The 20342-nt window shown below is 61.3% G+C and carries 20 protein-coding genes; 8 read left to right on the top strand and 12 right to left on the bottom strand.

The features are described 5' to 3' along the window. The first annotated feature begins 236 nt into the window (after positions 1-236). Positions 237-1241 carry a TerC family protein gene (locus AC4CWH_RS04745; RefSeq protein WP_491320604.1) on the top strand — a complete coding sequence of 335 codons (1005 nt, stop codon included), beginning with the start codon at positions 237-239 and terminating at the stop codon, positions 1239-1241. A gap of 140 nt (positions 1242-1381) precedes the next feature. After that, the gene (gene pepT / locus AC4CWH_RS04740; RefSeq protein WP_491320603.1) at positions 1382-2626 is read left to right on the top strand and encodes a peptidase T; all 1245 of its coding nucleotides are present in this window, start codon (positions 1382-1384) and stop codon (positions 2624-2626) included. Positions 2627-2668: 42 nt separating this feature from the next. Here the strand turns inward: pepT and AC4CWH_RS04735 are convergent, their stop codons facing one another. Next, on the bottom strand, positions 2669-4195 hold the full coding sequence (locus tag AC4CWH_RS04735; RefSeq protein WP_491320602.1) for a helicase HerA domain-containing protein: 1527 nt from the start codon (positions 4193-4195) through the stop codon (positions 2669-2671). A gap of 117 nt (positions 4196-4312) precedes the next feature. Further along, the gene (locus AC4CWH_RS04730) at positions 4313-4945 is read right to left on the bottom strand and encodes a LysE family translocator (protein ID WP_491320601.1); all 633 of its coding nucleotides are present in this window, start codon (positions 4943-4945) and stop codon (positions 4313-4315) included. Between the two features lie 197 nt (positions 4946-5142). On the opposite strand from AC4CWH_RS04730, the gene AC4CWH_RS04725 reads away from it, so the two are divergent. After that, positions 5143-5826 carry a helix-turn-helix transcriptional regulator gene (locus tag AC4CWH_RS04725; protein WP_491320600.1) on the top strand — a complete coding sequence of 228 codons (684 nt, stop codon included), beginning with the start codon at positions 5143-5145 and terminating at the stop codon, positions 5824-5826. A 95-nt stretch (positions 5827-5921) separates the two neighbouring features. Further along, positions 5922-6299 (top strand): VOC family protein, encoded by a 378-nt coding sequence (locus tag AC4CWH_RS04720; RefSeq protein ID WP_491320599.1) that lies wholly within the window; start codon positions 5922-5924, stop codon positions 6297-6299. Positions 6300-6310: 11 nt separating this feature from the next. Here AC4CWH_RS04720 and AC4CWH_RS04715 read toward each other — a convergent pair whose 3' ends face one another. The 6 genes from AC4CWH_RS04715 to AC4CWH_RS04690 form a co-directional block, all read right to left on the bottom strand. After that, the gene (locus AC4CWH_RS04715; RefSeq protein ID WP_491320598.1) at positions 6311-6754 is read right to left on the bottom strand and encodes a GNAT family N-acetyltransferase; all 444 of its coding nucleotides are present in this window, start codon (positions 6752-6754) and stop codon (positions 6311-6313) included. Positions 6755-6818: 64 nt separating this feature from the next. After that, complete coding sequence (locus tag AC4CWH_RS04710) at positions 6819-7055, bottom strand: DUF1127 domain-containing protein (RefSeq protein ID WP_491320597.1); 237 nt, start codon at positions 7053-7055, stop codon at positions 6819-6821. A gap of 392 nt (positions 7056-7447) precedes the next feature. After that, positions 7448-8278 carry a glutamate racemase gene (gene murI, locus AC4CWH_RS04705; RefSeq protein ID WP_491321354.1) on the bottom strand — a complete coding sequence of 277 codons (831 nt, stop codon included), beginning with the start codon at positions 8276-8278 and terminating at the stop codon, positions 7448-7450. Then, complete coding sequence (locus tag AC4CWH_RS04700; protein WP_491320596.1) at positions 8259-9089, bottom strand: RNA methyltransferase; 831 nt, start codon at positions 9087-9089, stop codon at positions 8259-8261. The genes murI and AC4CWH_RS04700 overlap by 20 nt, the downstream gene beginning before the upstream one ends. 85 nt (positions 9090-9174) lie before the next feature. Then, positions 9175-11157, bottom strand: coding sequence for an FUSC family protein (locus tag AC4CWH_RS04695; RefSeq protein WP_491320595.1), 1983 nt, complete (start codon positions 11155-11157; stop codon positions 9175-9177). A 102-nt stretch (positions 11158-11259) separates the two neighbouring features. Further along, positions 11260-11793 carry a hypothetical protein gene (locus AC4CWH_RS04690; RefSeq protein WP_491320594.1) on the bottom strand — a complete coding sequence of 178 codons (534 nt, stop codon included), beginning with the start codon at positions 11791-11793 and terminating at the stop codon, positions 11260-11262. A gap of 170 nt (positions 11794-11963) precedes the next feature. Here AC4CWH_RS04690 and AC4CWH_RS04685 point away from each other — a divergent pair, with 170 nt between their 5' ends. From AC4CWH_RS04685 to trmFO, 4 genes are all read left to right on the top strand, one after another. Beyond that, the gene (locus AC4CWH_RS04685) at positions 11964-13178 is read left to right on the top strand and encodes an NADP-dependent isocitrate dehydrogenase (protein ID WP_491320593.1); all 1215 of its coding nucleotides are present in this window, start codon (positions 11964-11966) and stop codon (positions 13176-13178) included. A 131-nt stretch (positions 13179-13309) separates the two neighbouring features. Next, positions 13310-13942: a glutathione S-transferase family protein gene (locus AC4CWH_RS04680; protein WP_491320592.1), complete on the top strand. Its 633-nt coding sequence runs from the start codon at positions 13310-13312 to the stop codon at positions 13940-13942. A 33-nt stretch (positions 13943-13975) separates the two neighbouring features. Beyond that, positions 13976-14365 (top strand): VOC family protein, encoded by a 390-nt coding sequence (locus AC4CWH_RS04675; protein WP_491320591.1) that lies wholly within the window; start codon positions 13976-13978, stop codon positions 14363-14365. Positions 14366-14438: 73 nt separating this feature from the next. Further along, the gene (trmFO, locus tag AC4CWH_RS04670) at positions 14439-15896 is read left to right on the top strand and encodes a methylenetetrahydrofolate--tRNA-(uracil(54)-C(5))-methyltransferase (FADH(2)-oxidizing) TrmFO (protein ID WP_491320590.1); all 1458 of its coding nucleotides are present in this window, start codon (positions 14439-14441) and stop codon (positions 15894-15896) included. 40 nt (positions 15897-15936) lie between these two features. On the opposite strand, the gene AC4CWH_RS04665 is transcribed toward trmFO, so the two are convergent. The 4 genes from AC4CWH_RS04665 to secDF all read right to left on the bottom strand — a co-directional run bounded on the left by AC4CWH_RS04665 (position 15937) and on the right by secDF (position 20316). After that, positions 15937-16383: a hypothetical protein gene (locus tag AC4CWH_RS04665; RefSeq protein WP_491320589.1), complete on the bottom strand. Its 447-nt coding sequence runs from the start codon at positions 16381-16383 to the stop codon at positions 15937-15939. A 77-nt stretch (positions 16384-16460) separates the two neighbouring features. After that, positions 16461-17315, bottom strand: a complete 855-nt coding sequence (locus AC4CWH_RS04660) for a phytoene/squalene synthase family protein (protein ID WP_491320588.1) — start codon at positions 17313-17315, stop codon at positions 16461-16463. Positions 17316-17364: 49 nt separating this feature from the next. Further along, the gene (locus tag AC4CWH_RS04655) at positions 17365-17748 is read right to left on the bottom strand and encodes an Mth938-like domain-containing protein (RefSeq protein WP_491284494.1); all 384 of its coding nucleotides are present in this window, start codon (positions 17746-17748) and stop codon (positions 17365-17367) included. Between the two features lie 3 nt (positions 17749-17751). After that, the gene (gene secDF / locus AC4CWH_RS04650) at positions 17752-20316 is read right to left on the bottom strand and encodes a protein translocase subunit SecDF (protein WP_491284492.1); all 2565 of its coding nucleotides are present in this window, start codon (positions 20314-20316) and stop codon (positions 17752-17754) included. Positions 20317-20342 lie beyond the last annotated feature (26 nt).

Raw genomic sequence — 20342 nt, 5'->3', positions numbered from 1 at the left:
ATTGTCAACATCCGCGGCCGATGCGGGTGGGGACAGGCGATGCCTGCGGCTTGGCACCATGCACATGACGGCATGATGGCAACGAATGACGGAAAAAATTTGTTCCAGTCCTCTTGAACCACAATTTTGCCATCCCCAGATCTTGCCCAGCACCGGGCCCCTCTGACGTGTACTGCCGGATCGACCCGTGATGTCGGTGCTTCATCAATCAACTTGATCCGGCATGGATAAATGTCATGGATTTTCTCTGGGTTGATTTCCAGGGGGCCGCCGTCTGGATGTGGCTCACCTTCCTTTTCATCGTGATTGCTCTGCTTGCACTGGATCTTGGCGTTCTTCACAAGAAGAGCAAGGAGATCGGCATCAAGGAGAGCCTTCTGCTCTCCGGCTTCTACATGACGCTCGGCGTCCTCTTCGGCGGCTTCGTCTGGGTTCAGTTCGGCCAGCAGACCGGCCTTGAATATTTGACCGGCTTCGTCATCGAGAAAAGCCTTGCGATGGACAATATCTTCGTCATCGCGATGATCTTTGGTTATTTCTCTATCCCGCGTGAATACCAGCACCGTGTCCTGCTCTGGGGTATCCTCGGCGTCATCGTTCTGCGCGGCATCATGATTGCGGCCGGTGCGGCCGTCGTCGAAAACTATGGTTGGGTGCTTTATCTCTTCGCGGCCTTCCTCATCATCACCGGCATCAAGATGCTGTTTTCCAGCAGCGAGCCTTATGATGTCGAGGCAAACCCGATCCTGAAAGTGCTGCGCAAGCGCCTGCCGATCACCGACCGCCTGCATGGTGAAAAGTTCTTCGTGCGTCAGACGGACGACAAGACCGGCAAGCTGAAGACCTACCTTACTCCGCTGATGCTGGCGCTGATTCTCATCGAATTCGCCGACCTTGTCTTCGCGGTTGATTCGATCCCGGCAATCTTTGCCATCACCACGGACCCGTTCATCGTCTACACGTCCAACATTTTCGCGATCCTTGGCCTGCGTGCCCTCTACTTTGCGCTGGCTGCCCTTATCCACCGCTTCGCCTACCTGAAATATGCGCTGTCGGTCGTCCTGATCTTCATCGGCTCGAAGATCTTCCTCGCGGACATGCTGGGCCTTGCCAAGATCCCGCCGCTGGTGTCGCTGAGTGTCACGATCGCCATCCTTGCCGCCGGCATCTTCGGCTCGCTCTGGGCGACCCGCAACACGCCTGCCACGATCGAGGACGGCAAGGTCAAGGCCGACAACTAACACTGCCCAGACCTCTTCAAGCCGCGCCGGTTACCCCGGCGCGGTTTTTTGTTGCCCGGCGTTCACGGCAAGACGTTCACGCCAAGGCGGATGCGGTCTATAGATTGGGCTCGCTCCCATGCCAAAACAGGATGCCGCCCATGTCTCTTCCCACCGATACCGTTCTTGATCGTTTCCTGCGGTATGTCGTCATCGACACCCAGTCGGACGCGACATCAACCACGCAGCCTTCGACGGAAAAGCAGAAGAACCTCGGCCGCATCCTTGAGCAGGAACTGAAGCTGCTTGGCCTTGAGGACGCGCATCTGGACGAGCACGGCAATGTCTATGCGACCGTCCCCGCCAATACTGACAGGCAAGTACCCGTCATCTGCTTCTGCTCGCACATGGATACGGCACCGGATTTTTCCGGCACCGGCGTGAAGCCGCAGATCGTGAAAAACTACCAGGGCGGCGATATCCGCCTTGTCGGTGATACCACGCAGGTGATCCGCGTTTCCGAGCATCCGGAACTTCAGGCACAGATCGGCCATGACATCGTCACCACCGATGGCACGACGCTGCTCGGCGCCGACGACAAGGCCGGCATTGCCGAGATCATGACGGCCGCGCAGTTTCTTCTCGCCAACCCGCAGATAAAACATGGCGCGGTCAAACTCCTCTTCACCACAGATGAGGAGATCGGCCGCGGTGCCGACAAGGTGGACCTCGAAAAACTCGGTGCGCGCTTTGCCTACACGCTCGATGGCTCGACCATCGGCGAGATCGAGAACGAGACATTTTCCGCCGACGGCGCGACCATCACAATTTCAGGCGTCGCCATGCATCCGGGCACCGCGAAGGGAAAGATGGAAAACGCCATCAAGATTGCGAGCGCCATCGTCGCCCGCTTGCCTCAGGATCAGGCGCCGGAAACCACCGAGGGCAAGCAGGGCTTTATTCACCCCGTCGGCATCTCGGGCTCGATGGAAGGCGCCAAACTTTCCTTCATCATCCGCGATTTCGAGGATGAAGGCCTCGTCGAAAAGGAAGAGCTTCTAAAGGCCATTACTGAAGAGGTGATGGCCGCCTATCCCGGCTCCACCTACACGTTTTCGGTCAAGGAGCAGTATCGCAACATGAAGCGCGTGCTCGACCAGCATCCTGAGATCATGGACAACCTCATCGCAGCCACGCGCCGCGTCGGGCTGGAGCCAAAAATCCACAGCATCCGTGGCGGAACCGATGGTTCGCGCCTTTCCTTCATGGGCCTGCCCTGCCCCAACATCTTTACCGGCGGCCACGCCTATCATTCCCCGCTCGAATGGGTGAGCGTTCAGGATATGGAGACGTCGGTGAAGACGATTGTGGAACTGGTCAATGTCTGGGAAGAGCAGGCGGCCTGAGGACCGCTGGGCAGCCAACGGGCTGCCCGTTTCCACCAAAAATTATTCGGCGGCGAATCGGTCCCGCTTAACCGGCTCATCATCCGTCGCATCGGCCATGCCGGGCGCCGTCTGCACGTCGAGATCCGGGAAGGCGACGATGCGTTTGCCGGAAAAATCCGAATGCACGACGACTAGGCCCTGCTCCTCGAAATAACCGAGCAGCCGGCGCGCGCGCCGTGCAGAGTGGGTGCCATAGGCTTTGGCGATGCGCATGTCAGACGGGCAAGGCTCGCCCAGCAGTGCCGCCTTCGCCATCATCAGGAACACGCCCTGCAGATCGTCAGACACGCGGGCCGAGAGATCAAGTGCCGTCTGCCAACCTGGGCTTTGGGCGGTATCTTCATCCACGCCTGCGCGCGAAATCGCCACGCGGCGGCGAAACTCGCCCATCGGCATCGGCGGTCCCGGCAGGCGGCGCATGCGGGCACGCACCAGAAACTCCTGATAGAGCACCGCGTCCGTGCGATAGGCAGCCTGCGGATCCTCGATGATCTCGGACAAAACCGCGGCCATCCGCTCTTCACGCTCGTCGGCAGACAGTTCCGGCTGCGCGGGACGGCCGGGATCGGGCGCTACCGGGCTTGCCGCCGGCGTCGAGCGGGAGAGTTCGGCCAGAATATCGGTCGTCGGGCGGGGTGCGGGTGCGGCACGACGCACGATGGGACGGGTAAATTCTTCCGGGTCGGGCGTGAAGATCAGGTCTTCGACATCAGCGACACTATCCGGCAGCGGCATCAGTTTTGGCGAAGAGGAACGCGCCGAGGTTTCCACGTCGCCGATGACGATCGGCAGCGGCCGGCGCGACAGAGCAGGCCCGAGTGCTACAAAATTGCCGCGCTTCAGGTCGCGAAACATTTCCGCCTGCCGGCGATCCATGCCCAAAAGGTCAGCCGCGCGCGCCATGTCGATATCGAGAAAGGTGCGGCCCATCAGGAAGTTGGAGGCTTCGGCGGCGACGTTCTTGGCAAGCTTTGCCAGACGCTGCGTGGCAATCACACCGGCAAGCCCGCGCTTTCGCCCGCGACACATCAGGTTGGTCATTGCCGCAAGCGACATTTTTCGGGCGTCTTCGGAGACATCGCCGCCAACGGAGGGCGCAAACATCTGCGCTTCGTCCACCACCACCAGTACCGGATACCAATGCTCACGGTCGGCATCGAAAAGGCCGTTGAGGAAGGCGGCAGCGGCGCGCATCTGGTCTTCGATATCAAGGCCTTCAAGCGTCAGCACGCAGGACACGCGGTGCTGGCGAATGCGGGTGGCGATGCCGAGCAGTTCGGCCTCCGTGCGCTCGCCATCGACAACCACATGGCCATACTTGTCGGCGAGCGTGACGAAATCGCCTTCGGGATCGATGATCACCTGCTGCACCCAGGGGGCGGACTGTTCCAGCAGCCGGCGCAGCAGATGTGACTTGCCGGAACCGGAATTGCCCTGCACCAGAAGACGGGTCGCCAGAAGCTCCTCGATATCGAGCTTGGCCGGCTGCCCGCCGGACAGAGTTCCCATATCGATGCCTACCTGCACTGCCGACCTCATCTTATCTGCGGGGCGTCCCGCTCATCAAAAAGGGCTTTAGCAAATATTCACCGAGTCGGCGCGCTGAAAGACGTCCCCATCAACAGGCAATTGAAGGGTGCGCAATCAGGCCGCGCGCCTGAAGCCGAACGTCAGCAGCCCTGCCCCGATCATCAGCGAACCGCCGGTGCGGTTGACGATGCGCTGCACTTTCGGCTTGCGGATCGTGTCGCGCGCCATCGACGCGAGGAGACCGTAGAGGGCAGCATTGAGGCTGGCGAGAACCAGAAAGGTCGTCTCGAACACCAGCATCTGGAAAAAGAGCGGCTGGTCGAGTTTCAGGAACTGCGGCAGGAAGGCGACGAAAAACACAATGCTTTTCGGGTTGAGCGCCGTCACCACATAGGTGTGCAGGAAAATCTTCAGCGGCTTTTCGTCCGCCTCCTCCGTCTCGGCAGCCGCCAGCCGTTCCGAAACCGGCGCCCGCCACAGCTTGATGCCGAGATAGATCAAATAGGCCGCACCGATCCATTTGAGCCCGGTAAAAAGAAACGACGAGGTGGCGAGAAGTGCGCCCAGGCCCAGCATCGATGCGGTCATGGCGGTGAAATCCCCAAGCGCCACGCCGGCAACCGTTGCCATGGCCACCTTGCGGCCATGCGACAGCGCGTAGGAAATCACCAGCAGGATTGTCGGGCCGGGAATGGCCAGAAGCACCGCGGATGCGGCCACGAAGGCAAGCCAGGTTTCAATCGACATCGTCTTTTCCCTCTCGATGAAACAGCAGCAAGCCATCGCGGCAACAAAAGTGCAAGCCCCTGCCCTTCACTGACATCGGCCACAGTGCGCGCCCCTTGGCGCTCGCACACTCCTGCCGTAAAATGGCAGCAGATTTTTCATGACAACCGTTTTTCAATACACTCATTCTTCAAGACACTCAGGGGGCAGGCAGATCGATGGCGCGAACAGACAGGCTGCTCGATCTCTTACAGATCCTGCGCCGGCACCGGCATCCGGTGAGCGGTGACGTGCTTTCCGAAGAGCTGGGCATTTCCATCCGCACGCTCTACCGCGACATCGCCACGCTTCGCGGACAGGGCGCCGATATTTTGGGCGAACCGGGCATGGGCTATGTGCTGAAGCCCGGCTTCCTGTTGCCGCCGCTGATGTTTTCGCAGGATGAACTGGAGGCGCTGGTGCTGGGGGTCCGCTGGGTCTCGAAACGAACCGGCGGCGCGCTTGGAAAGGCGGCCGACAACGCACTTGCCAAGATCGCTACCGTTCTGCCGCACGATCTCAGCGACCGGCTGGACGATCACCACCTTCTGGTCGGGCCGGCGCAACAACCCGGCACGGGCATGGAGGCCCTGACCCAGATCCGGCTGGCGATCCGCCGGGAACACACGCTTGCCATCACCTACGAGGACCAGGCCGGCGCTCTCACGCAAAGAATCGTCTGGCCATTCGCGCTCGGCTTTTTCGATCATGTGCGGGTGATGATTGCCTGGTGCGAAACGCGCCGAGACTTTCGCCATTTTCGCGCGGATCGCATCATCAGCCTTGGAGAAACAGGACAAAGGTATCCGCGCCGCAAGCCGGTGCTGCTGAAGGAGTGGCGGGCGTCGCAGGCCATCCCCTGAAATCAGTCAGGTCTTGCCACGAAGGTCAAACACTCCTGCCAGTTTCTGTCAGCAGCTCGCGATAGATCCTCCCTCGTCAAACGAAGGAGACACTCATGAAACCCGCCAATTTCGTCCTGCTTTATGCTGCAGATCTGTCGGCAAGTGCTGCATTCTATCAACGCCTGTTCGGGCTTGCGGCCGTCGAGCATTCGCCGATCTTTGCCATGTTCGTGCTGCCGGGCGGCTTCCGGCTTGGCCTCTGGAAGGCCGACTGCGTTTCCCCGAAAACATCCGGACAGACGGGAGCCTCGGAAATCGTCTTTACCTGCGAAGGCGATGCCGAAGTCGAAGCGGTTCATGCCGACTGGCGCGCCAAGGGTGTCACGATCCTGCAGCCGCCGGAGACGGTGGATTTCGGCCACACGTTCACCGCCGAAGATCCCGATGGTCACCGGTTGCGGGTCTATCACGTGGCCGCCAACCCGGCCTGAAGACCGCCATCCTAAAAGCGCTGAAAGCGGTAGCGCATATCCGGCGCCCGCTCCTCGTTGTCGCGCCCATCGGTCTGCTCGATGGCGATAAAGCCGTGTTTTTCATAAAACCGGCGGGCGCGGGTGTTTTGCTGAAAGGTCCAGAGGTCGAGCAGGTCATGCTCGGCCTTTGCCTTTTCGAGAAGCGTCTGACCAATGCCCCGCCCCTGCGCCTCGGGCAGCACATAAAGCTGCTCGACGGAGCCGGCCCGATAGGCAATGACGCCGACAAGGCGACCCGCCTCCTCTGCACCCCAGACATGACAGGTGGCAAACAGATGATCGCGCCAATAGGCGCGGTCTTCCGCCGGCGTGTGAAGGCCGGAAAGTTTTGGCAGTTGTGCATCGAAGGATGTTCGATGCACACGGGCTGCGTCGGCCATGTCGGCAAGGGTCAGTGGTCGAAGGGCGATCACGATACTGCCTCCGGATGGATGGGCAGGACACCCCGGCAGGTGACTGCCGGAGTGTCCTTTCCCTTTACCACTTGACCATCCACAGGGGATGGCGCGGCAGCGGCAACCGTTCCCGCTCTTCGGGAAGGCCCATATCGCGGCGCATGCGGTTGGAGAGATGGCGCGTGCTGTTGACCCGTTCGCGTCTCTTCCAGACCACGAGCACAACGGCGCCGAGGAGACGCCACACGCCGACATGCGACAGGAGATCATCGACTTTCGATGACAGGCTTTGTTCAACCAGTGATTGTTTAGTAGACATAGAGGTTCCGCCCCGGCGCCATGCGGCCGCCAGGTCCTTTCGAGGTTTGAAAAGACGCGGGCGCTGCAGACGGGGAATCACACGGATTCCTGAAGTCGGCAGGTCACGTCACGCAGGTTGGAGAAAACGCCAAGCGGCTAGGATTAAAGGCCTTATTAGGCCTGAATGCCGTAATGTAGGTGCAGTCCCGCGAGACGCGGGCACAACGTTACGGACACACCGCGAGAGAGGCGCATAAACGTTGAAATGGTATCCATTGGTCGCCTCCCTGAGTTTGAAATTGCGGATGGCGGCAAAATGCCACGGCTCAAAAAGCCAGGCAAGAGCGCAATTGAGAATTGCAGAGATTTGCTCACATTTGTTGCGCAAACGCAACAAACACCCCTTGCGCTTCAGGAAACCCTCAATCCAAAACCCTGCATCAGGCGGCGGGTGGAAAAATCCGGCTTGCCTGAGGTGAAGACGGCAAAATCACCCTCCTCCGAATGCTCGGCCCCGTCAACGGCCGGCACGAGGCGCCGGGCCTGGCGGGCAATCGCCTCGGCCGGGTCCAGCCAGTCCACCGGCCAGGGCGCCAGACGGCGAAACAGATTAGCCATGAATGGGTAATGTGTGCAGGCGAGCACGACGATATCGGTGCGGGCGCCGTCCTTCTCCACGAAACACGGCGCGATCTCCGCCCTGACGGCCGCATCCTCAAGGTTTTCGCCGCGAATATAGGCTTCCGCCATGCGTGCGAGGTTTTCAGACCCCACCAGCCGCACATGGCACTGGCTGGCAAAGGACTGGATGAGATCGCGGGTATAGGCGCGCTTGACCGTGCCGGGGGTCGCCAGCACCGAAACGAGGCCGGAGCGGGTGCGCTCGGCAGCGGGCTTGATGGCCGGGACCGTGCCGACGAATGTCATCTGCGGAAAGGCATTTCTGAGCGCTGCACCGGCAAGCGTGAAGGCCGTATTGCAGGCAATCACGCAGATTTCCGGCTCATAGGTTTTAAGAAGATCGGCAAACAGGGAAAGAATTCGCGCCTGAAGCGCGCCCTCCTCCCAGCCGCCATAGGGAAAACCCGCATCGTCAGCGACATAGATGAAACCGCGCTCCGGCATCAGCACGCGCGCTTCGCGCAGCACCGTCAGGCCACCAATGCCGGAATCAAACACCAGCACGGGTTTTGCCCGCGCGGGCTTTTCAAGCGCCGTCACCTCACTCGGATGCACTGTCATTCCCGTCATCTGGCCCCTCAGCCGATTGCGGCCCCTTGCCCTTGGCCCAGCGCCGCGTGAACCGGTCGAGCGAGGTAAACGCGCCGCGCAGAAGACTGATCTCCGGCTCGGTAAATCCCGGCCGCGACAGCACAGCCCGGAGATTGTCGATCATTTTTGGTTTTTTCGTGAGCGGATGGAAATAATTGCGCGCGTCGAGCGCCTCTTCCACCTGCTCGATCATGCCGAGCAGCTGCGATTTGGTGGCGGGCTTCTGGTCTACCTGTTGGAAAGGTGTCGCTTCCACATCCTCCATGCCGCTCTTCATCCATTCATAGGACATCAACAGCACGGCCTGGGCGATGTTGAGCGAGGCAAAGGCGGGATTGACCGGGAAGGTCACGATCTCGTCGGACAGTGCCACTTCCTCGTTCGTCAGGCCCCAGCGTTCGCGCCCGAACAGGATGCCGGTCTTTTCGCCGGCGCCAAACCGGGCGCGCAATGTTGCGGCAGCCGTGACGGGCGCGCGCACGGGCTTGAAACCATCACGGTTGCGCGCCGTCGTGGCATACACGAAATTAAGGTCGGCGACGGCCTCTTCCAGCGTTGCAAAAACCGTGGTGCCGGCGATCACATGGTCGGCCTTGGCGGCGGCGGCTTGCGCCTTTTCGCTCGGCCAGCCATCGCGCGGGTTGACGAGCCGCAGTTCCGCCAGCCCGAAATTGGCCATGGCGCGCGCCACCATGCCGATATTCTCGCCCAGTTGCGGCTCGACGAGAATGACCGCCGGGCCTTCGGCAAGAAGAATGCGTTCGCTATTGGTGCCTGCCATGGTCGTCCTGTCCGATCATCTAGTCTTGCGGGCGCAATATCGCCCGGGGCCGACAACTGCAAGCCTTAAGCCTTCGGACCCGCCTTCAACTGGACAGGCGCGACAGCGTGATGCCGATCATGTCGAGCCCCTGCTTTGCGCCCCGACTGAGGCTCGGCAAATGATCGAGAACCTGCCGGCGCGCCTTGAAGCCCTCGTAGAACGGCTTTGCCCTCACCTCGCGCGCCGCCGGCAGATTGGCGATCAACTCGTCGATCACGGCGCGGTCGCGTTCGGGCATGGCAAATTCCGGCAGCGTCTGGCCACGGGCAAACATGCGCGCCCAGTAGGTGCAGGCCAGAAACACCGCCAGCGTCTGGCGCACATGCCCGGGCTTTGTGACGATGGACCAGGCGGCTCCGAGCGGGCGGGCAGCTTGGGCCAGATCGGCATAAGCGATGTCCAGCCGGCGCGAGCGCTCGATCAGTTCCGGGCCCGGCGCGTCATTGCGAGCCGCCGTCAGGAGATCGCCCAGAATGTCGTACCAGCGGGCCAGTGCAAGCTCCAGCGTTTCGCGGGTGCGCGAGGGAAACACCACGAAGGCAACGGCTGTGCCGGCCACCGCCCCGATCAGCGTTTCCTCGACGCGCAACAGCAGAAGCTGATGGGTGAGCGTGCCGATCAGGCCATAGATCACGCAGATGACGATCGACAGGAAAAAGGTCATCACGGCATAGGAGGCCTGCAAGGCATAAAAGGCCAGGAAGATGCCGATGCCGGCGGCGATAATGCTGCCCGTGAGATCGCCCTGCAGCAGCGAGGCGAGAGCGAGCCCGACGCCGATGCCAGCCAATGTTCCCGTCGATCTCTGTAGCGCCCGGACTGCCGTATCGCCGCGCGATTTGGTGTTGGTAAAAACAAGGAAGGCCGTCAGAACCGCCCAGAACCAGCGCTCGCGCGACAGCATCAGGCCGAACACCATGGCAATGCCGGAGGCAATCGTGATCTGGAGCGCGGCACGCACCAGCGGGTTCTTCAGCGAAAAATCGCGGGGCTGGCGCACCCGGCCTTCGCGCGTCGGCGACAGCGACCGGAACTGGTCGCGGGAACCTTCGGCAATGAGGGCCGCAAAACGCACCCGCACCCGGTGCAACAGTTCGAAGATGGAAATGGTTTCGCTCAGGTGCCGGTCGGGCGTGTCATCCACGATCCCCGCCCATTCCGCCACCGCCTCTTCCTTGCCTTCCAGCACCGCATGGACAAGACCGAAGGGGGCCGAATTATAGACGCTCAGAACCACCGCACTTTCGGTTGCCAGATGCAGGTCGAAAATCGCCATGGCAATGTCCATGACGTTCTGGTCCGCCTCGTCCAGCGTGCCTTCGCCGGTGCGCGGCAACAGCGCCTCGGCCATCAGGGATACTTCCTTCAGCCGCTCCTGCAGTTCCATCAGCTCGGTGCGGTCCTCGTCGAGCGTCACCTGCGCCCGCGCCAGAAGCGCCAGCCGCACCAGGATATCGTTAACGCGCCCCTGCATGGCAATCATCGCCTGCAAAAGGTCGCGGCCGCGATTGTCCGGCAAAAGCAGGGTGCGCACGCCGTGGCCGACCAGCACAGCCACCAGCAGCGCAAGCGCTGCCAGCGGCAGCTCGTCCAGCCCCGGCCGCAGATAGGCACTGAGGAAATAGGAGGTGAAGGCGAACATGCCGATGGCAAAACCGCGCGGGCCATAAACCCGGGCAAGGCTTGCCACAAACACGATCGCCAGGAAGGCGAAATCCGAGAGGTAGCGGTGATCCTCCAGCGAACTGGCCAGCGCAATGCTGCCAAGGCTTGCAAGCCCGCCGAGAAGCCGCGTTACCAGCTGGCCGCGGGGCGTGCGGTCGCGCACCGCAACGCCACCTTCGATGGAGAGGATGATGGCAAGGCCGAAGGCAATCGGCGGCAAGGGAAGCGCAAAACGATGGATGGCGACGAGGGCTGCCACCGAAAGCCCGATGCCGAGCGTCACTCGGCCGCCCATCCGGGCGCGCGACAGGGCCGGATCGATCGAATAGAGCCAGTCGATCAGGGAAATTCTCGATGCCATATCGTCTGTTGTGCCATGTCTTGCGGAAGGGGATGTGACCGAACCCCGCGACCTTGCGTTTTTTATGATCTTGCCAGCGCGGCAAAAGGGGCCGGGAAAAGCCTATTGCTGCCCCTTGGCCAGGCTCTGCATTTCGGCAAGCACCGAATCACGCTCGTTCTCGGCGACCCGGTGGATATCATCGATGACGGGCTTTCCGCCTTCCGTTACGACATCGAAATCGACCTCGCTCACCGAGTTCTTGATATCCGCCTCGTCGATGCAGGTCCACTGCTTGAAGCGCACCTTGACTTCCGTCATGCCGTCCTTGGCCGGAGCCGGGACGATGGATACCTCTTCGAGCGGACAACCGTCCTGCGAATTGGTCACCACGTCATAGCCGAAGGGGTCACCCGGCTCATTGTTTTCCGTGTCGTAGGCCGGATGCTTTGAGGCCTCCTTGTAGGCTGCCTGGAACCGCTTGCTGAACAGTTTCGACAGCGGATCCGCATCGAAGATGAACTTCCACCCGGTATCAACGCTCTTCCAGTTGGTCTCGGTGATATCCATCACCTTGCGCACCGGATCGGTGACATCGGCAGCCCGGACTGGGCTTGAAAGAGCGAGAATAAGAAGGGCGAGCGGTGCGGTCCGCATGTGCGTCATGTCCCTGGCTGGAGGTGCCCGGAGATTATCCGGACGGGTTGATTTGGCAATGGCATTTGTTCCACCACGGCTTTGCGTTCGGCTGCGGCAATGCTATAGCGCACGGGACTTCATTCCATCCTATCAGGGGCTTTAGTCCCGTACATCGAAGAGGCTGATACATGAACAAGATCAAGGTTGCCAACCCGGTCGTCGATCTCGACGGCGATGAAATGACCCGCATCATCTGGCAGTTCATCAAAGAAAAGCTGATCCTGCCCTACCTTGATCTCGATATCGAATATTATGACCTCTCGGTGGAAAACCGCGATGCCACCAACGACCAGGTGACGGTCGATGCAGCCCACGCCATCAAGAAGCACGGCGTCGGCATCAAGTGCGCCACGATTACCCCTGACGAACAGCGCGTCAAGGAATTCAACCTCAAGGAAATGTGGAAGAGCCCGAACGGCACCATCCGCAACATTCTGGGCGGCGTCATCTTCCGCGAGCCGATCATCTGCAAGAACGTGCCGCGCCTCGTTCCCGGCTGGACGAAGCCAATCGTTGTCGGCCGTCACGCGTTTGGCGACCAGTACAAGGCAACCGATTTCAAGTTCCCCGGCAAGGGCAAGCTGACGATCAAGTTCGTTGGTGAAGATGGCGAAGTCATCGAAAAGGAAGTCTACAACGCACCGGGCGCTGGCGTTGCCATGGCCATGTACAACCTTGACGAATCGATCCGCGAATTTGCCCGGGCATCGATGATGTACGGCCTGATGCGCAAGTGGCCGGTTTACCTGTCGACGAAGAACACCATCCTGAAGGCCTATGACGGCCGCTTCAAGGATATCTTCGAAGAAGTCTACCAGGCCGAATTCAAGGCGAAGTTCGAGGAAATCGGCATCGTCTACGAACATCGCCTGATCGACGACATGGTCGCCTCGGCGCTCAAGTGGTCCGGCGGTTACGTCTGGGCCTGCAAGAACTACGACGGCGACGTGCAGTCGGATACGGTTGCTCAAGGCTTTGGTTCGCTCGGCCTGATGACCTCGGTTCTCCTGTCTCCCGATGGCCGCACGGTGGAAGCCGAAGCAGCGCATGGCACTGTGACGCGCCACTACCGCCAGCACCAGAAGGGCCAGGAAACCTCGACCAACTCGATCGCCTCCATCTTTGCCTGGACGCGTGGCCTTGCCCATCGCGCCAAGCTGGACGACAACGCGGAACTGGCAACCTTTGCCGCGACGCTCGAAAAGGTCTGCATCGACACGGTTGAATCCGGCTACATGACGAAGGACCTTGCCCTTCTCATCGGCCCCGACCAGCCCTGGCTGTCGACCACCGCCTTCCTCGACAAGGTGGACGAAAACCTGCGCGCCGCCATGGCCGCCTGAGCCATCTCGATTTCAAGACACTCTGAAACCCGGCCTTGTGCCGGGTTTCTTTTTGCCAGCCCTGTTCTTGTCACGCAGATATCATCGCGCTACACTGGAACATAAAGAGAACATTTCGGAGGAAAACATCCATGGAACTCGTGCTGTATACCAACCCGATGTCACGCGGACGCATTGCGCGCTGGATGCTGGAGGAAACCGGCGAGCCCTATCGCGTCGAGGTGGTCGGCTACGGCGCCGAGATGAAGGGGGACCAGTTCCGCGCCATCAATCCGATGGGCAAGGTGCCGGCGCTGACGCATGGCAAGACTGTAGTGACCGAATGCGCGGGGATCATCGCCTATCTCGCCGACGCCTTTCCGCAGGCCGGGCTTGTGCCTCAAACCGCAGAAGAGCGCGGCGCCTATTACCGCTGGATGTTCTTTGCCGCCGGCCCGGTCGAGGCCGCCGTGACCAATCGCAATCTCGGCATCGAAGTTCCCGCCGACAAGCGGCGCATGGTGGGCTACGACACCTATGAGACGGTGATGGACACTCTGGAAGCGCTTCTGTCGCGCACGCCCTATATAACCGGCGACCGCTTCACCGCTGCCGATGTCTATCTCGGCTCGCAGATCAGCTGGGGCCTGCAATTCGGCACGATCGACCGTCGCCCGGCTTTCGCAGACTATGCCGCCCGTGTCGTTACGCGCCCGGCCTGGAGCCGCGCCAACGATCTGGACAATGCGCTGGCACGCGACATGGCGCCCCCGGCCGGGACCTGATGCTGCAAGAACCCTCGATCAAGAGACCCTGACATGAGATTTGGCTACACGATCATCTATGTCCCGGATGTTGCAAAATCGCTGGCCTTTTTCAGCGAAGCCTTCGGGTTTGCCACGCGCTTCCTGCATGGCAGCGGCACCTATGGCGAGTTGCACAGCGGTGAAACCACCATCGCCTTTGCCGCCGATGCACTCGGCGACAGCAATTTTCCCGGCGGCCATGTCTCGGCGCATGCCTCGCCAAAGCCGCTTGGCATGGAAATCGCGCTGGTGACTGACGATGTCGAGGCCGCTCATGCACGGGCGCTGGCCTGCGGCGCGCAGGAACTTTCACCGCCCGCGGAAAAGCCCTGGGGACAGGTGGTCTCCTATCTGCGCTGCCCGGACGGGTTGCTGATCGAGCTTTGCACGCCCGTTGCCTGATCGTGGTGTTCAGGCAATCGATGCATTGCCTTTGCAGTTGGACGGCGGGCCGGCTCGTGATAATGAGCCGGCCATGAACACGACCTCCTTTTCCCCCATTCACGTCATCGGCGGCGGCCTTGCAGGCTCGGAAGCCGCCTGGCAGATCGCTGAAGCCGGTGTGCCCGTCATCCTGCACGAAATGCGCGGCGTGCGCGGCACCGATGCCCATAAGGGTGACGGCCTTGCCGAACTCGTCTGCTCCAACTCGTTCCGCTCGGACGATGCGACGGCCAATGCCGTTGGCGTCATCCATGCGGAAATGCGGCTTGCCGGCTCGCTGATCATGGCCTGCGCCGACCGCCACCAGGTTCCGGCCGGTGGCGCGCTGGCCGTCGACCGCGACGGTTTTTCCGATGCGGTGACGGCTGCGATTTCCGGCCATCCGCTGATCACGGTGGTGCGCGAGGAAGTGCAGGGCCTGCCGCCCGCCGACTGGGATCTGACGGTCATTGCCACCGGCCCGCTCACCTCGCCGGCACTGGCGGCAGGCATCCAGAACCAGACCGGCAAGGATGCGCTCGCCTTCTTCGATGCCATCGCACCGATCGTTCACCGCGATTCGATCGACATGGATATCTGCTGGTACCAGTCGCGCTATGACAAGGTCGGCCCCGTTGGCAACGGCAAGGACTACATCAACTGCCCGCTAGACCGCGAGCAGTACGATGCCTTCGTTGACGCCCTCATTGCCGGCGACACGGTTGGTTTCAAGGAATGGGAAGGCACGCCGTATTTCGATGGCTGCCTGCCGATTGAAGTCATGGCCGAGCGTGGCCGCGAAACGCTGCGTCACGGCCCCATGAAGCCGATGGGCCTCACCAACGCGCATAACCCGACGGTGAAGGCCTATGCCGTGGTGCAGCTGCGCCAGGACAATGCGCTCGGCACGCTCTACAACATGGTCGGCTTCCAGACGAAGCTGAAATACGGCGCGCAGGCGGAGATTTTTCGCATGATCCCCGGCCTGCAGAATGCCGAATTCGCCCGCCTCGGCGGCCTGCATCGCAACACCTACATCCATTCCCCGACACTGCTCGACCAGAGCCTGACGTTAAAGAGTCGACCAGGCTTGCGTTTTGCCGGCCAGATTACCGGCTGCGAGGGTTATGTAGAAAGTGCTGCCATCGGGCTTCTGGCAGGCCGCTTTGCCAGCGCCGAGCGCAAGGGCGAAACGATTTCCGCACCGCCTGCCACCACGGCACTGGGGGCCCTGCTCAATCACATCACCGGTGGCCATATCGTCTCCGAGGACGAGCCCGGAAAACGCTCCTTCCAGCCGATGAACATCAATTTCGGCCTGTTTCCCGATCTTGCCCCCGGCTCCATCGTACGACCGGAAGGCCTGAAGCGCTTTCGCGGCAAGGACAAGACGATCATGAAACGCCAGCTGATGGCGCGCCGGGCGCTTGCAGATTGCGCTGCCTGGCTCGGCAAGCCGGTGCCTGTCGTGGAAGCTATAGCTATCGAAGAGGAAGACGCTTCGGTCTGAGCCTTGGCGCGGCTACGGATGGCGGGTTAAACAACCCGCCTCAGACGCTGCTTTCCAGCTGCTGCAATTCCGGCGCCACGTAATTGCCGAGAAGCCAGAGCGAGACCTCGGCCGCTTCTGCTGCGGTCGAAAAGACAAAACTGTCGTCATGCGCCGGCGCATCGAGAAACTGAATGGTGAGACCGCGATCATTATCCATCGGCGTCACCCGCACGCGTCCGGGCTCGATCAGATGGCAGGCGTAATGGGAATGGCGGTTGCGCATGATGCCCGCCTTGTTATCGTGCAAGCGCACGAAGATCGCTGATCCGTCTTCCGTCTCATGCAGGTTGCGAATGGCTTCCGTCGGATAGGCGCGGCCGAATTCGAGGATCGCCATGCTCGGATCATGCCGGTCCGCCTCCTCGCGCTCATTTGCCATGCGCGTTGCGTAATAGGCGATGAGAATGACCAGAAGGCCGATGATCGACCAGGTTGCCAATGCCACGTTACTCTCCCGATGAGGCGTCACCAGCCCCGCTTAGCCCGCGAGGCTTGTGCGGACGTGACAGGAAGGAGAATGGATCAGATTCTCTTCAAGACAAGGGTGCGCACCATGCGAAGTTGCCGGCGCCACTGGGCCGGCTGCAGATCGGCTGTCAGCACGCCCGCCTTCAGCTTCACGGCGCGCCGCAACACCGGCTCGGCCATCGCAACCGGCAGGAAGGCGGCAAGCACCGGTGCCGGAATCCGTCCGGCTCTGCGGGCTTTTTGAAGGTGATCGAGACCAAGGCCGGCGAACGCCTCGATGGCATGGCCGATATTCTCAGCCGGCTCGCCCGCCAGAAACCGATCCCGGTTGAGCCCGGTGGCGGATAAAATATCCTGCGGCAGATAGACCTGGCCCCGCCTGATATGGAGCGGCATCAGCAGGAGAAGACCGGCGATGGCCTGCGCCACGCCGGCATGACCGGCGATTTCAGAGCTTGCCATGGCAGAGGGCGCATCAAGGACCAGACCGGCAAGCTGGATCAGTGCCGAGGCCGTTTCGCCAGCATACCCTTCCAGCGCATTTTTATCCGGCATCGGATCGTCGTAGAGGTCGAAGACACGCGCCTCGATCATCGCCAGCAGCACAGGCCGCGGCAGGTGATAACGCTCGACGGTTTCCATGAGGGCTGCGGCAATCGGATTGGCGCTCGCCTCGCCTTTCGCCTCACCGGCCAGGAGATCACGCCACCATTGCAGGCGAATTTCGCCGGCAAGCGGCTGCTGGATGACATCGCGCACACGGGCGATTTCGGCGTGGAAGGCGTAGAGGGCGGCAAGCGGCCCGCGTTTTTCCTCAGGCGACAGAAGGCAGGCGAGATAACGGTCCCGATCCGTCTCGCGCAGTGTCGACAGGCATATATCGAAATGGTCGCTTGGCGCAGACGTCACATCCGGTCTCCGGGCCTTAGAATTGCGCCTGCCTTTGCAGGCAGACCGCTCAGACGGCGATGAGGGCCGCAGCGACGGGCCGCATTTCACCGAGCATGATGTTGTACGTTCTAACCGCCGCTCCGGTTCCCATGGAATCGGAGGAAATGCCCCGCGCCCGGAAAGCCGCCTTCAGCGGTGCCGGCAGCGGGCGCAGATCTTTTCCTGTGCCGACGAGGAGAAACTCCACCCCAGCCTCCTGCAGCACACGTGAAAACGCGTCTGCCGTCAGTGCTGCCCCTTCCTCCATATCCCAGCCATAAACGCCCGAGGGGAGGCAGAGAAGAGATCCGCGATGCGACATGTCGGCAAAGCGGAAACCGCCATTGCCATAGGCATCGATTGGCGCGCGCCCGGGAAAATGGGCATCGCGGATTTCAGGAGGCCGGGCCAAGGATCAGGCGCTCGGCTTGCCGGACGGCAAGCTCTTGTCCGTCTTGGTCTTGCGGTTCTCGTCCGTATCGAAGGTATCGGTGCGAAGCTTGAAGGCAATCAGCACCGGTGCTGCGATATAGATGGACGAGAACGTACCGACAGCCACACCAAACAGCATCGCAAAGGTGAAGGAGCGGATGACTTCGCCGCCGAAGATATAGAGCGCAGAGAGCGCGATCATCGTGGTGAGGCCGGTCAGAACCGTGCGCGACAGCGTCTGGTTGATCGAGATGTCGATGAGGTCCGACAGTGGCATCTTTTTATAACGCCGCAGGTTTTCGCGCATGCGGTCGTAGACCACCACCGTATCGTTCAACGAATAACCGACAATGGTCAGGATCGCCGCAATACTTGTGAGGTTGAACTCGATCCCCGTCAGCACGAAGAGGCCAAGCGTCAGGATCACGTCGTGCATCGTGGCGATGATGGCGCCGACGGCAAACTGCCATTCAAAGCGGAACCAGATGTAGACGAGGATGAACAGCAGCGCGATGCCGACGCCGAGCGTCGCCGTATAGGTGAGGTCGCTCGACACAGAGGGACCGACCACTTCCACGCGGCGGAACTCGTAATCGGCTTCCAGATCGCCGCGGATACGGGCGAGCGCGGACTGCTCGGCATTTTCGCCACCGTCCTGCGCCTGCACACGCACCAGCACATCCTGCGGCGTGCCAAAGCCCTGGGCCTGCACTTCACCGAGGTTCAACTGATCAAGGCGGGCACGAATATCGGCGATGTTGGCATCGCCCTGGCGGGCCTTCATCTCGATGATGGAACCACCACGGAAGTCGATGCCGAGGTTCATGCCAACGCCGACGAAGCTGACCAAGGCAGCAATGGACAGAGCCGCTGCGGCAAGGAACGTGTAACGGCGGATCGACATGAAAGGCAGGCCGCGACCATCGAATACACCGGTGCGGATGCCCTTTGGCAGCTGCTTCGGCTTTGCGCGGCGCACCCAGACGGCAAACAGCCAGCTGGTGAAGGTGAAGGCGGTAAAGACGGTCGTGACGATACCAACGGCAAGCGTGACGGCAAAACCGCGCACCGGACCGGAGCCGAGATAAAACAGCACCACGGCTGCAATCAGCGTCGTCAGGTTGGCGTCGATAATGGTGGAAAAGGCACGCTTGAAGCCGCTATCGATGGCCGGCAACAGGGACCTGCCGCTTTTCACCTCTTCACGAATACGCTCGTAGATCAGCACGTTCGAATCGACCGCCATGCCCATGGTGAGCACGATACCGGCAATACCCGGTAGCGTCAGCGTCGAACCAATCAGCGACAGGACCGCAAGGATCATCACGATGTTGATGGCAAGTGCCAGATTGGCGAGGAGGCCGAAGAAGCCGTAGAAGGCAAACATGAACCCGGCAACGGCAACCGCGCCGATCACCGAGGCGACGACGCCGGCGCGGATGGAATCGGCACCGAGGCCCGGACCGACCGTGCGTTCTTCGACAACGGTCAGTGTTGCCGGAAGCGCACCGGCGCGCAGCAGGACGGCAAGGTCATTGGCGCCCTGAACCGAGAAATTGCCGGAAATCTGGCCGGAACCGCCGATGATCGGTTCGCGGATGACAGGCGCCGAAATCACCTGGTCGTCGAGGACGATGGCAAAGGGACGGCCGACATTCTGCTGGGTCGCCTGGGCAAACCGTTGCGAACCACGCGAATCGAAGCGGAAGGTGACGACCGGCTCGTTTGTCTGCTGGTTGAAGCTTGCCTGCGCATCGACAAGGTTTTCACCCGAAACCAGCGCACGACGCTCCACCAGATAGGGCACGGCCGGATCATCGGTCGAATACATGATCTGCGATGTGACGGGCGGGCGGCCGTTCAAAGCCTCCTGCACCGGCATCGTGGTATCGACCATATGGAAGGACAGCTTGGCGGTCTGGTTCAGAAGCGCCTTCAGGCGCTGCGGATCCTGAAGACCCGGCACCTGCACGATGATGCGATCATTGCCCTGGCGCTGGATCAGCGGCTCGGTGGTGCCAAGCTCGTCGACGCGGCGGCGCACCACCTCAATCGACTGCGTGACCGCAGACGACATACGGTAGTCGATGCCGGCATCGGTGAGCGTCAGGCGCAGCTGGCCATCGCCGCTGTCATCGAGCGACAGTTCCGTGATGCTGCCGCCAAAGGTGCCGGCCGAAACGGGCTGAAGCAGCGGCTGCAAGGCATCGCGCGCCGCCTGAAGCTGCGCCACATCCGTCACGCGGACCTGGATCTGCTGGCCGGTGCCGTTGAGGCCGGTATAGCGCACATTGGCTTCGCGCAGCACGTTGCGCACGTCGCCAACGATGGTTTCCAGCCGTTCCTTGACGATATCGCTCCGCTCGATCTTGAGCATGATGTGCGATCCGCCCTGAAGGTCGAGACCGAGCGTCACCTTCTTGGTGGGGAACCAGCCGGGGAGCTTTGCCAACTGCTCGCTGCTGAACATGTTCGGGGCTGCGATCAGCAGGCTGACGGCAATCACGAACCAGATGAATAGGGTCTTCCAGCGGGAGAAGTATAGCATTGCGATCTCGATGTTCTGGCAGGGTC

The sequence above is a fragment of the Neorhizobium sp. PAMB6716 genome (assembly GCF_058242805.1).
Note: the sequence above shows the minus strand (reverse complement) of the source record. Positions and strands in the feature narration are given on the sequence as shown.

Coding starts and splice junctions, on each gene's coding strand:
- AC4CWH_RS04745 (WP_491320604.1), top strand. CDS start 237: ATGGATTTTCTCTGGGTTGATTTCCAGGGGGCCGCCGTCTGGATGTGG.
- pepT (WP_491320603.1), top strand. CDS start 1,382: ATGTCTCTTCCCACCGATACCGTTCTTGATCGTTTCCTGCGGTATGTC.
- AC4CWH_RS04730 (WP_491320601.1), bottom strand. CDS start 4,945: ATGTCGATTGAAACCTGGCTTGCCTTCGTGGCCGCATCCGCGGTGCTT.
- AC4CWH_RS04725 (WP_491320600.1), top strand. CDS start 5,143: ATGGCGCGAACAGACAGGCTGCTCGATCTCTTACAGATCCTGCGCCGG.
- AC4CWH_RS04720 (WP_491320599.1), top strand. CDS start 5,922: ATGAAACCCGCCAATTTCGTCCTGCTTTATGCTGCAGATCTGTCGGCA.
- AC4CWH_RS04710 (WP_491320597.1), bottom strand. CDS start 7,055: ATGTCTACTAAACAATCACTGGTTGAACAAAGCCTGTCATCGAAAGTC.
- murI (WP_491321354.1), bottom strand. CDS start 8,278: ATGACAGTGCATCCGAGTGAGGTGACGGCGCTTGAAAAGCCCGCGCGG.
- AC4CWH_RS04700 (WP_491320596.1), bottom strand. CDS start 9,089: ATGGCAGGCACCAATAGCGAACGCATTCTTCTTGCCGAAGGCCCGGCG.
- AC4CWH_RS04695 (WP_491320595.1), bottom strand. CDS start 11,157: ATGGCATCGAGAATTTCCCTGATCGACTGGCTCTATTCGATCGATCCG.
- AC4CWH_RS04690 (WP_491320594.1), bottom strand. CDS start 11,793: ATGCGGACCGCACCGCTCGCCCTTCTTATTCTCGCTCTTTCAAGCCCA.
- AC4CWH_RS04685 (WP_491320593.1), top strand. CDS start 11,964: ATGAACAAGATCAAGGTTGCCAACCCGGTCGTCGATCTCGACGGCGAT.
- AC4CWH_RS04680 (WP_491320592.1), top strand. CDS start 13,310: ATGGAACTCGTGCTGTATACCAACCCGATGTCACGCGGACGCATTGCG.
- AC4CWH_RS04675 (WP_491320591.1), top strand. CDS start 13,976: ATGAGATTTGGCTACACGATCATCTATGTCCCGGATGTTGCAAAATCG.
- trmFO (WP_491320590.1), top strand. CDS start 14,439: ATGAACACGACCTCCTTTTCCCCCATTCACGTCATCGGCGGCGGCCTT.
- secDF (WP_491284492.1), bottom strand. CDS start 20,316: ATGCTATACTTCTCCCGCTGGAAGACCCTATTCATCTGGTTCGTGATT.